Source organism: Acidovorax sp. 93 (genome assembly GCF_003633835.1).
Classification (GTDB): domain Bacteria; phylum Pseudomonadota; class Gammaproteobacteria; order Burkholderiales; family Burkholderiaceae_C; genus Acidovorax; species Acidovorax facilis.
Genome location: NZ_RBIT01000001.1, coordinates 2004753 through 2019695, shown reverse-complemented (window position 1 = coordinate 2019695; position 14943 = coordinate 2004753). Strand labels below are relative to the sequence as shown.

General features: G+C 64.6%; 13 protein-coding genes. 2 read left to right on the top strand and 11 right to left on the bottom strand.

Annotated features, from left to right (window positions below):
- Positions 1-14: 14 nt before the first annotated feature.
- Together C8C93_RS24950 and C8C93_RS09135 are read left to right on the top strand one after the other, a co-directional pair.
- The gene (locus C8C93_RS24950) at positions 15-452 is read left to right on the top strand and encodes a hypothetical protein (protein WP_147433744.1); all 438 of its coding nucleotides are present in this window, start codon (positions 15-17) and stop codon (positions 450-452) included.
- Positions 453-711: 259 nt separating this feature from the next.
- Positions 712-972, top strand: a complete 261-nt coding sequence (locus C8C93_RS09135; RefSeq protein ID WP_121506654.1) for a hypothetical protein — start codon at positions 712-714, stop codon at positions 970-972.
- A 244-nt stretch (positions 973-1216) separates the two neighbouring features.
- Here C8C93_RS09135 and dgoD read toward each other — a convergent pair whose 3' ends face one another.
- The 11 genes from dgoD to chvE all read right to left on the bottom strand — a co-directional run bounded on the left by dgoD (position 1217) and on the right by chvE (position 14815).
- Positions 1217-2365 (bottom strand): galactonate dehydratase, encoded by a 1149-nt coding sequence (gene dgoD, locus C8C93_RS09130; protein WP_121506653.1) that lies wholly within the window; start codon positions 2363-2365, stop codon positions 1217-1219.
- Between the two features lie 55 nt (positions 2366-2420).
- The gene (locus C8C93_RS09125; RefSeq protein WP_121506652.1) at positions 2421-3080 is read right to left on the bottom strand and encodes a 2-dehydro-3-deoxy-6-phosphogalactonate aldolase; all 660 of its coding nucleotides are present in this window, start codon (positions 3078-3080) and stop codon (positions 2421-2423) included.
- Positions 3077-4126, bottom strand: coding sequence for a 2-dehydro-3-deoxygalactonokinase (locus C8C93_RS09120; RefSeq protein WP_121506651.1), 1050 nt, complete (start codon positions 4124-4126; stop codon positions 3077-3079). Before C8C93_RS09120 ends, C8C93_RS09125 begins: the two co-directional genes overlap by 4 nt.
- A gap of 11 nt (positions 4127-4137) precedes the next feature.
- Complete coding sequence (locus C8C93_RS09115) at positions 4138-5076, bottom strand: dihydrodipicolinate synthase family protein (RefSeq protein WP_121506650.1); 939 nt, start codon at positions 5074-5076, stop codon at positions 4138-4140.
- A 113-nt stretch (positions 5077-5189) separates the two neighbouring features.
- Positions 5190-6923, bottom strand: a complete 1734-nt coding sequence (locus tag C8C93_RS09110) for an IlvD/Edd family dehydratase (protein ID WP_121506649.1) — start codon at positions 6921-6923, stop codon at positions 5190-5192.
- A 34-nt stretch (positions 6924-6957) separates the two neighbouring features.
- Positions 6958-7992: a galactofuranose ABC transporter, permease protein YjfF gene (gene yjfF, locus C8C93_RS09105; protein WP_121506648.1), complete on the bottom strand. Its 1035-nt coding sequence runs from the start codon at positions 7990-7992 to the stop codon at positions 6958-6960.
- Entirely contained in the window at positions 7989-9038 is a 1050-nt protein-coding gene (locus tag C8C93_RS09100; RefSeq protein ID WP_121506647.1) for an ABC transporter permease, read from the bottom strand. Before C8C93_RS09100 ends, yjfF begins: the two co-directional genes overlap by 4 nt.
- A gap of 161 nt (positions 9039-9199) precedes the next feature.
- Positions 9200-10741 (bottom strand): sugar ABC transporter ATP-binding protein, encoded by a 1542-nt coding sequence (locus tag C8C93_RS09095; protein WP_121508716.1) that lies wholly within the window; start codon positions 10739-10741, stop codon positions 9200-9202.
- Between the two features lie 8 nt (positions 10742-10749).
- Positions 10750-11979 (bottom strand): multiple monosaccharide ABC transporter permease, encoded by a 1230-nt coding sequence (gene mmsB / locus C8C93_RS09090; RefSeq protein ID WP_121506646.1) that lies wholly within the window; start codon positions 11977-11979, stop codon positions 10750-10752.
- A 59-nt stretch (positions 11980-12038) separates the two neighbouring features.
- Complete coding sequence (gene mmsA, locus C8C93_RS09085; RefSeq protein ID WP_121506645.1) at positions 12039-13634, bottom strand: multiple monosaccharide ABC transporter ATP-binding protein; 1596 nt, start codon at positions 13632-13634, stop codon at positions 12039-12041.
- Between the two features lie 110 nt (positions 13635-13744).
- Positions 13745-14815 (bottom strand): multiple monosaccharide ABC transporter substrate-binding protein, encoded by a 1071-nt coding sequence (gene chvE / locus C8C93_RS09080; protein ID WP_121506644.1) that lies wholly within the window; start codon positions 14813-14815, stop codon positions 13745-13747.
- Positions 14816-14943 lie beyond the last annotated feature (128 nt).

The window sequence follows — 14943 nt, the reverse complement described above, 5'->3', positions numbered from 1 at the left end:
TTGGAGGTTATTTTATGATTAAGAATATATCGGCAATTATTTTATTGGCGGTCATTGTTTTTGGAGCCTATAGAGGTATTGCAACACTCAATACAAGTGCGAAAGAGATTGAAAAAATTGATGCTGAAGACATTGTTGATGCTTTGGTTGCCGAGTCAAATGGCAAAACACCAAAAATGATAAATGATGAAATGAGATTGGAAAACGTTAAAAAAAATGGACTTCAAATCACTTTCTTGAATACAGTAGTCTCTGCATCCTCTAATGAAGTGGGCCCAGAAGAAGTAAAATCAATCTATTTTCCAATGATGTCACAAAGCCTGTGTGGAAACGAAAATATGTTGATCGCTTTATCTAAAGGTGTCGTGTTTAGGTATGTATATCAAGGTAATGATGAAAAAAATATTACTGAATACACAATAGATCGTACATCATGTGGTGGAAACTCATAACAAGGCGCTCCAGCACCGCACACTTCTTGTGCTCGACAGTTTGTAAGTTGGTTTTTTGGGAAGCATTTTGCGCAGCAAAACCACAAAAACCAACTTACAAATGCGGCTGAGCTTGGCGATGTTCCCCGGCAGATCCTCAAGCTGCTTTTGGTCACGGGGTGAAGCGGTTGTGAAAGCAGCCGTCTTCGATCCCGGTCTTTTCTGGTAATGGCTGGTTGCCAACCTTGGTATCGCCTCCCGTCTTCTTGAAGGGGTTTTAGTGTCTTCCTCGTCCAGTGGCTCTACCTGCTCGGGCAACCCCGTGCAGTCGCCTTCCAAGCCAGCTGCAGACACTTCAAACTGGCCCGCCATCGCATCGCTGACGCTGGGCGTGGTCGGCCTAGTGATGGCCGAATTCCTGCCGATCAGCCTGCTGACGGCGATGGCCACCGACCTGGGCATCAGCGACGGCGCCGCCGGCCAAGCGATCACGGTCACAGCGCTGGTCGGAGCTGTCGGGGCGCCGTCATTGCACTGCTGACGAGGCGCCTGAGCTGCCGCGTCGTCATGCTGACGTTCACGGCGGTGCTGCTGTGTAACGCCATCGCCAAGCACGGCTCCACTTGGGATCCAAATCACCATTGCGCTTGACTTCCAAGACGGTTGCTCAGGGCAGACGACGGCTTGTGGCAACAGCAGTCACTGCAGCCTCGATCGACGAATGACTGAGATCAGCCTAAAGCCGCCCATTGCCACCGAATCCGCCGACGAAGATCCAAACCCCCTCACCACTCCGCAAAACTCCCATCCCGGTGCCGCCACACCGGGTTCCTCCACCGGTGCCCCTCCTGCGCCCGCTCGCGCACATAGTCTTCGTTCACCTCAATCCCTAGCCCCGGCCCGGTGGGGATGGCCACCATGCCATCCTGATACGCAAACACCTCGGGGTTGGACACATAGTCCATCAGGTCATTGGCCTGGTTGTAGTGGATGCCCAGGCTTTGCTCCTGGATAAAGGCGTTGTAGCAAACGGCGTCCAGCTGCAGGTTGGCCGCCAGGGCAATGGGCCCCAGCGGGCAGTGCAGGGCCAGGGCCACGTCGTAGGCCTCGGCCATGCTGGCGATCTTGCGGGTTTCGGTGATGCCACCGGCGTGTGAGGGGTCGGGCTGGATGATGTCCGCATAGCCGCCTTGCAGCACGCGCTTGAAGTCCCAGCGCGAGTACAGGCGCTCGCCCAGGGCGATGGGGGTGGATGAGATGCGGGCGATCTCCTTCAGCGCCTCTTCGTGTTCGCTCAGCACGGGCTCTTCGATGAACATGAGCTTGTAGGGCTCCAGCTCCTTGACCAGCACCTTGGCCATGGGCCGGTGCACGCGGCCGTGGAAGTCCACGCCAATCCCCACGTTCGGCCCCACGGCCTCGCGCACGGCGGCCACGTTTTGAATGCAGCGCTCCACCTTGTCGTAGCTGTCCACGTACTGCACCTCTTCGGTGCCGTTCATCTTCACGGCCGTGAAGCCGCGCGCCACGGCGGCCTGGGCAGCGGCGGCCGTCTCGCTGGGGCGGTCTCCGCCAATCCAGCTGTAGACCTTGATGTGGCTGCGCACATTGCCACCCAGCAGCTCGGACACGGGCACGCCCAGCGCCTTGCCCTTGATGTCCCACAGCGCCTGGTCGATGCCGGCCAGCGCGCTCATGTGCACGCCGCCGCCCCGGTAAAAGCCGCCCCGGTACAGCACGGTCCAGTGGTCCTCGATGTGGCGTGGGTCTTTGCCAACGAGGTAGTCGGCCAGCTCATCCACCGCAGCGGCCACGGTGTGCGCGCGGCCTTCCAGCACGGGCTCACCCCAGCCAGTGATGCCTTCGTCGGTTTCGATTTTGAGGAAGCACCAGCGCGGCGGGACGATGAACGTGGTGAGTCGGGTGATCTTCATGGGGCTGGACAGTCGGTTCAGAAATGCTGGGTTGTCTGGAGCGAGTAGGCGCGGTTCAGGCGGTGGCGGGCGCGGTGCCAAAGGACGCCTGCCACGCCCGCGCAAACGCTGCAGCCTTGTGCGCCACCTCGGGGGCCTGGTCACCGGGCCGGTACAGGGCCGAGCCCAGGCCAAAGCCGCTGGCGCCTGCTGCCGCATAGGGGGCAATGCTCTCGGGCACGATGCCGCCCACGGGTACCAGCGCCATGGGCGGTGTGATGACGGCGCGCCAGGCTTTGAGCACATGGGGCGGCAGCGCCTCGGCGGGGAACAGCTTGAGCATGTTGGCGCCCGCTGCCAGCGCGGCATAGGCCTCGGTCAGCGTGGCCACGCCGGGCGCGCAGGCCATGCCGGCGGCCCGTGCGGCCCGGATCACGTCGGGGTCGCTGTGGGGCATGACGATGATCTGCCCGCCCGCTGTGGCCACATCGGCCACGGCCTCGATGGAGAGCACGGTGCCTGCACCCACCAGGCAGTCGGCGGGCAGTGCATCGCGCAGCGCGCGGATGCTGGCCAGCGGCTCGGGCGAGTTGAGCGGCACTTCGATGATGCGAAACCCCGCGTCGTACAGCGCGTGGCCGATGGCCACCACCTCGTGCGGCTGCACGCCGCGCAGGATGGCGATGAGTCCGCAGCGCTGCAGGATGTGGAACAGGGCTTTGTCGATGGGGTTCATGCAGCCAGACTCCCGGCGGTGAAGGGGTGTGAGGAGGAGGGTGCTGGCGCAACGACCAGCCCTGCCGCCAGCGCGATCTGCCACAGCCCGATGGCCGTGGCTTGCGTGGCGATGGTGGGGGCGGCAAAGCCGTAGGTCTGCAGCGCGACGGCGTAGCGGCGGCACAGGTCGGGCTCGCCGCAGAGCACCAGCGTTGGTGGTGTTGTTGGGGTTTGATCCTGTGCGCGGCTCAGGCTCGCCACCTCGTGCCCGATCAGCAGGCCCGAGAGGTAGTCCGCTTGCGCGGTAGGCGCCAGCGCGCCGGTCAGCCCCAGCGTGCGGGTGCTGAAGATGTGCGAGAGCAGTCCCAGCGCGGCATCGCTGCCCCGCGCCACCTCCAGCCCGCGCGCAAAGGCATCGTCGTCGGGTGCCGCTGCGGCCTGCATGGTCTTGCCCAGAATGGTGTGTCCGCGCAGTGCGGCAAACACCTCGCCGGTCATGAAGGTGTGGAACTGCTCGATGCGGCCCCGGCGTGCCAGCACCCATTTGCTGTGGGTGCCGGGCAGGCCGATGAGCACGGGCGCATCCGCAGGCAGCGCAAGGCCTGCCAGCACCCCCAGCACCTGGGTTTCTTCGCCGCGCATCACGTTGGGCAGCGCACCCTGCTGCAACAGGCCCGGCACGATGTGCAGCGGCGGGCCGTCGCGCCGCTCCACCAGCGTCAGGCCCCGCGCCAGTGCATCGAGCGAGGTGGGCGTGGGCAGGTACTTGGCCTCGCGCCAGCCTTGGGCGCTGCCCGCCATGCCGCAGGCCAGCAGGGGCAGACCGGGTGTGGCGGCCAGCCAGTCGCCGCAGGTGTCTTGCAGTGCGCGTTCAAACGCGGCGCCGGGCTCGCCGTCTGCCACGCTTGCGGTGGCGGGGGGCAGGTTCATGATGCCCCAGGGGCGGTGCCGTGTCTCCAGCACCTCGCCATGCGCGCCCATGCGGAAGGCGCGCAATGCGCTGGTGCCCCAGTCCAGGGCAATCAGGCCTGCCTCGGCAGGCACCAGATAACGTGCAGGCACCATGGGAGTCCTGCTTAACGTGCCCAGCGCAGCACGAGCGGGTCCACCCGCCGCGCGATGTCGATCAGGCCGCGGCGCACTTCGGGGTGCATGGCCGGGAAGGGATGGCGGCCTGCCTCGCAGGTGATCACGCCGCCTTCCTTCATTAGTGCCTTGGCCGTGAGGATGCCGCCCTGGCGGTTTTCGTGGTTGATGAGGGGCAACCAGCGCTGGTAGAGCGCAAACGCCTGGTCCATGTCACCCTGGCGGTGGGCTTCGATGATGGGGCGAATGCCGTCGGGGAACGCACCGCCCGTCATCGCGCCCGTGGCGCCCGCATCCAGGTCGGCCAGCAGGGTGATGGCCTCTTCGCCGTCCCACGGGCCTTCTATGGCGTCTCCACCCAGGCGGATCAGCTCGCGCAGCTTGCTGGCGGCGCCGGGCACTTCGATCTTGAAGTAGGCCAGGTTTTCAATCTCTTGCGCCATGCGGGCCAGGAAGGGGGCCGAAAGCACGGTGCCGCTGGCGGGCGCGTCCTGCACCATGATCGGAATGCGGATCGCATCCGACACACGGGCGTAGAACTCGTAGATCTGTGCCTCGGGCACACGGAAGGTGGCACCGTGGTAAGGCGGCATGACCATCACCATGGCCGCGCCCATGTCCTGCGCGGCGCGGCTGCGCTCGGCGCACACGTGGGTGCCGTAGTGGGTGGTGGTGACGATGACTGGCACACGGCCTGCCACATGCTCCAGCGATGTGCGGGTGAGGACTTCGCGCTCGGTATCCGATAGCGAGAACTGCTCGGAGAAGTTGGCCAGGATGCAGACGCCATCCACACCGGCGTCGATCATGAAGTCGAGGCAGCGCTTCTGGCTGTCGAGGTCGAGCGTGCCGTCTTCGTGGAAGGTGGTGGGCACGACGGGGAAGATGCCTCGGTAGCGAGGGTTCTGGAGGGAATGGGGGGCAGGCATGGCGGGTATGGGCAAGAATTTGAGTTGAATATGCCTCTAGCGCTGTTTGAATAAGCGCTGGTAGCTATGGAATTTGTAGCGTTTGACTGCGGCGAGCGCCTCAGTGGGGCACATCAATGCGAGTGGCGGGGCACAGCAGCCCCCCGGCAGCCGACCAAGAAGTCAAAGTCACAGCCATCGTCCGCCTGAAGTACGTGGTCCACATACAGCCGCTGGTAGCCGCCGCGTCCGCCGTTGTCCGCGCCCGCCAACGCGGCCAGGCGCGCGGCCAGTTCCTCGTCGCTGATGTCCAGGTGCAACCGGCCGTTCTCGCAATCCAGCTCGATGTAGTCGCCGTCGCGCACAGCAGCCAGCGGGCCACCGGCTGCCGCCTCGGGCGCCACGTGCAGCACCACGGTGCCGTAGGCGGTGCCGCTCATGCGGGCGTCGGAGATGCGCACCATGTCCTTCACGCCCTGGCGCAGCAGCTTCGGGGGCAGGCCCATGTTGCCCACCTCGGCCATGCCGGGGTAGCCCTTGGGGCCGCAGTTCTTGAGCACCATCACGCAGCTGGCGTCGATGTCCAGGTTTTCATCGACGATGCGTTCCTTGTAGTGCTCCAGGTTCTCGAACACCACGGCGCGGCCCCGGTGCTTGAGCAGTTCGGGCGAGGCGGCGGAGGGCTTGAGCACCGCGCCACGCGGCGCCAGGTTGCCGCGCAGGATGCAGATGCCACCGTCGGCAATCAGCGGGTTGTTGATCGGGCGGATCACCTCGTCGTTGTATTGCGGGGCTTCGCGCACGTTGTCCCACAGGCTCTTGCCGTTGACGGTGAGCGCGTTGGGGTGGGGCAGCAGGCCGTTCTCGCCCAGGCGGCGCAGCACGGCGGGCAGGCCGCCCGCGTAGTAGAACTCTTCCATCAGGAAGCGGCCCGAGGGCTGCAGGTCTACCAGCGTGGGCGTGCCACGGCCAATGCGCGTCCAGTCCTCCAGGTCCAGCTGCACGCCGATGCGGCCTGCGATGGCCTTGAGGTGGATGACCGCGTTGGTCGAGCCGCCGATGGCGGCGTTGGTGCGGATGGCGTTCTCGAACGCTTCGCGCGTGAGGATCTTGGAGAGCGTGAGCCCTTCGTGCGCCATTTCAACGATCCGTTTGCCCGACATGTGGGCCAGTACATACCGGCGCGAGTCCACGGCCGGGATGGCTGCGTTGTGCGGCAGCGATGTGCCCAGCGATTCAGCCATGCAGGCCATGGTGCTGGCCGTGCCCATGGTGTTGCAGGTGCCGGCGGAGCGGGACATGCCTGCCTCAGCCGCAAAGAACTGATGTTCGTTGATCTCGCCCGCCTTCAGTGACTCGTGCAGGCGCCACACGGCGGTGCCCGAGCCGATGTCCTTGCCGTCGAGCTTGCCATTGAGCATGGGCCCGCCCGTGACCACGATGGCAGGCACATCGCAGCTGGCCGCGCCCATCAGCAGCGCGGGCGTGGTCTTGTCGCAGCCCACCAGCAGCACCACGGCGTCGATGGGGTTGCCGCGAATGGCCTCTTCCACGTCCATGCTGGCCAGGTTGCGGGTGAGCATGGCCGTGGGCCGCAGGTTGGATTCGCCGTTGGAGAACACCGGGAACTCCACCGGAAAGCCGCCCGCCTCATAGATGCCGCGTTTCACATGCTCGGCAATCTTGCGGAAGTGGGCGTTGCAGGGCGTGAGTTCGGACCAGGTGTTGCAGATGCCGATCACGGGGCGGCCGTCGAACGCGTGGTCGGGGATGCCCTGGTTCTTCATCCAGCTGCGGTACATGAAGCCGTTTTTGTCGGCCGTGCCGAACCATTCGGCGGAGCGGAGTTTGCGCTTGGGGGTGGTCATGGTGGGGTGCGAGAGAAAGAGGAGAAATGAAGAGTCAACGGGCCTTGCCCGAGCGGCGCGAAAGCAGCCGCTGCAGCAGACAGAAAGCGAACAGCAGCACACCAACGACGATGCGTGTCCACCAGGAGCTGAGCGTGCCGTCGAAGGAAATCAGGGTCTGAATGATTCCGAGCATGAGCACGCCAAACAGCGTGCCCGCCACATAGCCCACGCCACCGGTGAGCAGCGTGCCGCCAATGACCACGGCGGCAATCGCGTCCAGCTCCATGCCCACGGCATGCAGGCCATAGCCCGAGAGCATGTAGAACGTGAACACCACGCCCGCCAGCGCTGAGCAAAAGCCCGAGAGCGTGTAGACGCCAATGAGCGTGCGGCGCACCGGCAGGCCCATGAGCACGGCCGAGTGCTCGCTGCCGCCCACCGCATACACGCTGCGGCCAAACGGCGTGCAGTGCGCCACAAACAGGGCCACCAGCAGCACGGCGATGGCGATGAGCGCGCCCAGCGAGAGCGATGCGCCTTCCCACAGCGGCAGTCGCCACTGGGCCAGCTCCGAATAGCCCTCGTGCGTGATGCTGATCGAGTCGATGCTGATCAAGTAGCACAGCCCCCGCGCCAGGAACATGCCTGCCAGCGTGACGATGAAGGGCTGCAGCCGAAAGCGCTCGATGAGGAAACCCATGAACGCGCCAAATGCCGTGCCCATCAGCAGCACCAGCGGGATGGCGACCATGGGGTTCCAGCCCCGGTGCTCGACCAGCGCGGCCAGCACCATGGTGGTCAGCGCCACCACCGATCCCACCGAGAGGTCGATCCCGCCCGACAGGATCACGAACGTCATGCCCACCGCCACGATGATGAGGAAGGCGTTATCGATCAGCAGGTTGAGGAACACCTGGGCCGAGAAGAACCCGGTGTACAGCACCGAGCCCAGCGTGGCCATGGCCATGAACAGCGAGATGGTGGCGGCCAGCGGCAGGTACTTGGGGTTGAACCGCGCGCGCTCGGCGGCCTGTGGGGCAGGGTGGTTCACGGTGCCGAAGCCTGCGGTCTTGGGCACGGCGCTCATTGCAAAGCTCCCGCGCCGGGGCGGCGTGCCAGGGTGCCCACTTGCGCCCGGAACTCGGGCGACTGGAGCAGCATCACGATGAACACCACCACGGCCTTCACCACCAGGTTGATCTCGGGCGGCACGCCCAGCGAGTAGATGGCGTAGGTCAGCGTCTGGATGATGAGTGCGCCAATCACGCTGCCCACCAGGCTGAAACGGCCTCCGGTGAGGGCGGTGCCACCCAGCGTGACGGCCAGGATGGCGTCCAGCTCCAGCAGTTGCCCGGCGTTGTTGCCGTCTGCACTCTTCACGTTGGAGCTGATAAGCAAACCCGCAATGCCCGCGCACACGCCGCAGAACACATAGGCCGCCACGATAAGCCGCCCCGCCTGCACGCCCGCCACCCGCGCCGCCGTGGGGTTGATGCCCACTGCCTGGATGAACAGGCCCAGCGCCGTGCGCGTGATGGCGAGGTACAGCACCACGAAGACTGCGGCCACTACGAACACAGAGAACGGCAGCCCTGCCAGGTACCCACCGCCCATGAAGAAGTAGGGCGTGTAGTAGATGGTGATGATCTGCCCATCGGTGATGAGCTGGGCGATGCCCCTGCCTGCCACCATCAGGATCAGCGTGGCAATGATGGGTTGCATGCCCACCTTGGCGACCAGCACGCCGTTCCAAAGCCCGCACAGCAGTGCCACGCCGATGGCGCCCAGGATGGCGACCGGCAGCGGGAACCGGCTTTCGGTGCCCGACACCGATCCGCCGATCAGCCACGCTGCCACGGCCGCTGCAATGGCCACCGTCGCACCCACCGAAATATCGATGCCGCGCGTTGCGATCACAAGCGTCATGCCCAGCGAAACCAGCACCAGCGGTGCGGCGCGGTTCAGTATGTCGATGAGGCTGCCGTACAGGTGCCCGTCGCGCCATTCGATGTGGAGGAAGCTGCTGTTGAACACCGTGTTCACGATGAGCAGCAGTGCCAGCGTGATCAGGGGCCAGGCCAGACGGTGGCGCAGCAGCGCGGAAACAGCGAAGGTGGTGCTACGTTCAGACATACAGGTCATCCACGGCGCTGCGCCCGATACTGGCGCGGTCCAGGCGAGGGAAGCCAAGCAAGGGCCGCCCCGCAGCGAGGGCTGCGTCTCCCTGCCCGCATCGCGAAGCGATGTGAGAGCGGGGGGAAGCCGCGAAGCGGCTCAGGGGGGTGTTCTTTATTTCAAGCATGTTCGGCAGCAATCAGGTCGTAAACGGCGTCTTCGCTGCTGCCCGCAGGCAGCTCACCCACCTTTTTGCGGTCGCGGAGCACCACGATGCGGTGCGCCACGCGCACCACCTCGCTCATTTCGGAAGAGATGAACAGCACGGCCATGCCCGCCTGGGCCAGGCGCAGGATCTGCTCCATGATTTCCTGCTTGGCTGCCACATCGATGCCGCGCGTGGGTTCGTCCAAGATGAGCAGGCGCGGTTCGATGGCCATCCAGCGCGCGAGGATCGCTTTTTGCTGGTTGCCGCCCGAGAGCAGGCCGATGGGCTTGTCCACCGTCTCGGTCTTGATGCCCAGCAGCTTCACATAGCGTTCGGCCAGCGCCGTTTGTTCGGCGCGCGAGAGGAATTGGCCCACGCCCATGCGCGCCTGCAGCGCCAACGCAATGTTCTCGCGCACCGACAGCTCGGCCACGATGCCGTCGGTCTTGCGCTCTTCGGGGCACAGGGCCAGGCCATGGCGGATCGCATCCATGGGGTTGGCAAACTTCACCACCTGCCCGTCGATGCGCAGCGCGCCCCGGTCGGGCTGCTCCAGGCCAAACAGCAGACGCGCCAGCTCGGTGCGGCCCGAGCCCAGCAGCCCCGCCAGGCCCACTACCTCGCCGGCACGGATCTGCAGGTCCAGCGGCTGCAGTTGCGTGTCTTGCCCCAGGCCCTCGGTTTGCAGCAGCGTGGCTTGACGGCTGTCCACGGTGGGCGCTGGTGCGGGTTGCTCCGACGCCGCGGCCAGGTCGCGGCCCAGCATGGCGGCGATCAGCGCCTGTGGCCCCAGGTCTTTGGCCAGCCACTCGCCGACCCAGCTACCGTTGCGCAGCACGGTGATGCGGTCGGACACGGCATACACCTGGTTCAGGAAATGCGTCACAAAGACGATGGACAGCCCCTCGCTGCGCAGGCGCCGCAGCACCTCGAAGAGCTTTTGCACCTCGTCGTCGTCCAGGCTGGAGGTGGGCTCATCCAGAATCAGCACGCGCGATTCGATGCTCAGTGCGCGCGCAATCGCCACCAGCTGCTGCACGGCCACGGGGTAGTCCGACAGCAGGCGCGTCACGTCGATCTGCAGTCCGATGCGCGCCACCAGATCACGGGCGCGCTGGTGCAGCGTGGCCCAGTCGATGCGAAAGCCCTGCGCAATGCCGCAGCGCGGATAGCGGCCCGCAAAGATGTTCTCGGCCACCGAGAGGTTGGGGCAGAGGTTGACCTCTTGGTACACGGTGCTGATGCCCAGGCGCTGCGCGGCCAGCGGCGAATCGGGCCACACGGCTTCTCCGCCCAGCCGCATCTGCCCGCCGCTGGCCTCCAGCACGCCCGTCAGCACCTTGATCAGCGTGGACTTGCCCGCACCGTTTTGCCCCATCAGCGCATGGATCTCGCCGGGGTAGAGGTTGAGCCGCACATCGCGCAGCACGGGGATGCCCGCAAACTGCTTGTGGATGCCCGAGAGCTGCAGCACAGGCGCGGCAGCAGGGGCGTGAACGGTGGATGCGTCCATGGGGGTCATCACGCTTTGTTCTTGTTGTAAACGTCCACGAGCACGGCGGCCAGCAGCACGACGCCCTTGATGACCTGCTGGTAGTCGATGCCGATGCCCAGGATAGACATGCCGTTGTTCATCACGCCCATCACAAAGGCGCCGATGACCGCGCCCATCACCTTGCCCACGCCGCCCGATGCCGATGCGCCGCCGATGAAGCAGGCCGCAATCACGTCCAGCTCAAAACCCAGGCCCGCCTTGGGCGTGGCGGTGTTGAGCCGCGCCGCAAACACCAGCCCGGCCAGGGCGGCCAGCACGCCCATGTTGATGAAGGCATAAAGCGTGAGTCGCTCGGTCTTGATGCCCGAGAGCTTGGCCGCCTTCTCATTGCCGCCCATGGCGTAGATGCGCCGGCCGATGGTGGTGCGGCTGGTGACGAAGTCAAACAGCACGATGAGCAGCGCCATCACGATGAGCACGTTGGGCAGGCCCTTGTACGACGCCAGGAGGTAGCTGAAGTACACCAGCAGCCCGCCAAAAACGATGGTGCGGGCGATGAACAGACCCGCAGGCTCTGTCTGCACGCCGTGGCGCAGCCGGTTGGCACGCTGGCGCAGGCCGCCCACGGCCAGGGCTGCGGCTACGGCCGCGCCCAGCAGCAGCGAGGTCAGGCGCAGGCCTTCCACGCTGAACAGGTCGGGGATAAAGCCCGAGCTGAGCATCTGGAATGCCGAGGGGAACGGCCCCACCGACTGCCCCGCCAGCAGCGCCAGCGCCAGGCCCTTGAACACCAGCATGCCCGCCAGCGTGACGATGAACGACGGAATGCGCGAGAAGGCCACAAACCCGCCTTGAATGGCGCCGATGAGCCCGCCGCACAGCAGGCACACCAGCGTCGCGGGCACAAAGTGCCAGTTGTATTCGACCATCAGCACCGCAGCCAACGCGCCGATGAAGCCACACACCGAGCCCACCGACAGGTCGATGTGCCCGGCCACGATGACCAGCAGCATGCCCAGCGCCATGATGACGATGTAGCTGTTCTGCAGCACCAGGTTGGTCAGGTTCAAGGGCTGCATCAGCGTGCCCTCGGTCATGTACTGGAAGAAGCCCATGATGGCCACCAGCGTGATCAACATGCCGTATTCGCGCAGGTTGTGCTGCAGGTGCTGCAACAGCGATTTGTCGTGCCGCGCCGCTGCTGTCGGGCTGCCGTCGGCCAGCGTGCTGGCGGGGGGATGGGTGGTCTGGCTCATTTCGGTAATCAGTTCAATGCGTTGTGCGGTTCATCAGGCGCTGAAAAGGGGCGCTGCAGCTACGCGCGGCCGCCGTGCAAGGGCCGCCCCGCCGCACGGGCGGCGTCCCCCTTGGGGGGGATGGCGCGAAGCGCCTCAGAGGGGGCACTCACGATGGCTCGCATGATTCGTTCTTGGGATGCTTCGGCCGTCGGCATCTCGGCCACAAAGCGGCCTTCGTTCATCACATAGATGCGGTCCGTGATGCCCAGCAGCTCAGGCATTTCGGAGGAGATCACGATCACGCATTTGCCCTCGGCCGCCAGCTGGGCGATGAGGGTGTAGATCTCGTACTTGGCGCCCACGTCGATGCCGCGCGTGGGCTCGTCGAGGATGAGCACTTCGGGGCTGGTGAACAGCCATTTGCTCAGCACCACTTTTTGCTGGTTGCCGCCCGACAGGTTCAGCGTCTTCTGGTCCACGCCCGAGCAGCGGATGCGCAGCTTCTCGCGGTATTCCTGTGCCACGCGGTGTTCCTGGCCGCTGTCGATCACGCTGGCGAACGACACGCCCGGCAGGTTGGCCAGCGAGGTGTTGAACTGGATGTCTTCGTTCAGCACCAGGCCATTGCCCTTGCGGTCTTCGGTCACATAGGCCAGTCCGTGGCGTACGGCCTTTTCTACCGTGCTCACGTCGATGGGCTGGCCGTGCAGCCGCACTTCGCCGCTGATGCGCTGGCCCCACGAGCGGCCGAAGATGCTCATGGCCAGCTCGGTGCGGCCTGCGCCCATCAGGCCCGCAATGCCCACAATCTCGCCGCGCCGCACATTCAGGTCGATGCCTTTGAGGTGCTCGCGGTCGCTGCGCTGCGGGTGGTGGGCGCGCCAGTTGCGCACCTCAAAAACAATGTCGCCCACTTGTGGCTGGCGCTGGGGGTAGCGGTCGCTCATCTCGCGGCCCACCATGGCCTGGATCACGCGGTCCTCGCTCACTGCGCCTTCGCGGCAGTCCAACATCTGCACGGTGCTGCCGTCGCGCAGCACGGTGATCGAGTCGGCTACGCGCGAGATTTCGTTGAGCTTGTGCGAGATCAGGATGCAGGTAATGCCCTGGGCTTTCAGCTCCAGCAGCAGGTCCAGCAGGGCCTGGCTGTCGTTCTCGTTGAGGCTCGCGGTGGGCTCGTCCAGGATCAGCAGGCGCACCTTGCGTGACAGCGCCTTGGCAATTTCCACCAGCTGCTGCTTTCCCACACCCAGCTGGCCCACTGGTGTGTCAGGCGACTCGCGCAGGCCCACCTTGTTCAGCAGCGCCTGTGCGCGGCTGTGTGCGGCCATCCAGTCGATGACGCCGTGCCGCGCGGTTTCGTTGCCAAGAAAGATGTTCTCGGCAATCGACAGCAGCGGCACCAGCGCCAGCTCCTGGTGAATGATGATGATGCCCAGGTGCTCGCTGTCGCGGATGCCCGCAAATTCGCGCTCCTGCCCGTCGAACAGGATCTGGCCGCTGTAGCTGCCGTGCGGGTACACACCCGACAGCACCTTCATCAGCGTGGATTTTCCCGCCCCGTTTTCGCCGACGATGGCATGGATCTCCCCGGCCTGCACCTGCAGGTTGACCTGGTTCAGCGCTACCACGCCGGGAAAGGTTTTGCGGATGTTCCGCATTTCAAGAAGCATGGTCTCTCAGTCTGTTGGTGGGGCCTCTGGCCCCATCCCGGTTGCAGGCCGCCTTCGCTGCCCCGGTGGCATTCGCAGGCGGCAGGGCTACAGGCGGAAGCCGCTCAAGCTCACTTGATTTGCGACTCTTTGTAGTACCCGCTGCCGACCAAGATGGGGTTCCAGTTGGAGGCATCCACCGACACGGGCTTGAGCAGGTACGAGGGCACCACCTTCACGCCGTTGTTGTAGGTCTTGGTGTCGTTGATCTCGGGCTGCTTGCCCGAGAGCGTGGCGTCCACCATGTTGGCGGCTACTTTGGCCAGCTCTCGCGTGTCTTTGAACACGGTGGAAGACTGCTCGCCCTTGAGGATGGACTTGATGGAAGGCACCTCAGCGTCCTGCCCGCTGACCACGGGGCAGGGCTGCTGGGCGGTGCAGTAGCCCACGCCCTTGAGGGAGGACAGGATGCCGATGGAGATGCCGTCATAGGGCGAGAGCACCGCATGTACCTTGTCCTTGCCGTAGTAGGCCGACAGCAGGTTGTCCATGCGCGCCTGGGCCACCGAGCCATCCCAGCGCAGCGTGCCCACCTTGTTCATGCCGGTCTGCTTGCTGCGCACCACCAGCTTGCCGCTGTCGATGTAGGGTTGCAGCACGCTCATTGCGCCGTCGTAAAAGAAGAAGGCATTGTTGTCGTCGGGCGAGCCGCCGAACAGTTCGATGTTGAACGGGCCCTTGCCTTGCTTGAGGCCCAGCTTGTCCACGATGGAGGTGGCCTGCAGCACACCCACCTGGAAGTTGTCGAACGTGGCGTAGTAGTCCACGTTCTTCGATCCCTTGATGAGGCGGTCGTACGCAATGACCTTCACGCCCTTGTCCGCCGCGCTTTGCAGCACGCGCGACAGCGTGGTGCCGTCGATCGACGCGATCACCAGCACCTTGGCGCCCTTGGTGATCATGTTCTCGATCTGCGCGAGCTGGTTGGGGATGTCGTCTTCGGCGTACTGCAGGTCGGTCTTGTAGCCCCGGTCCTTGAGCACCTTGACCATGTTGTCGCCATCGGCAATCCAGCGCGACGAAGACTTGGTGGGCATCGAGATGCCGATGGTGCCCTTGTCCTGGGCCGATGCCACGGACGTGGCTCCGATGGCAGCCAGTGTCACGGTGGCCAACACGGCCTTGAAAATTGCACGCTTCATTTGGTTTTGTCTCCTGTTTAGTTTTGAATACCTACGCCATTGCAGCGGGCGGGTGGCTTTAAAACCGTTCGGGTTGAGCCTGCCTGCGCCTTGCGTGGCGCTTCGACAGGCTTAGCGTGAACGGGTGG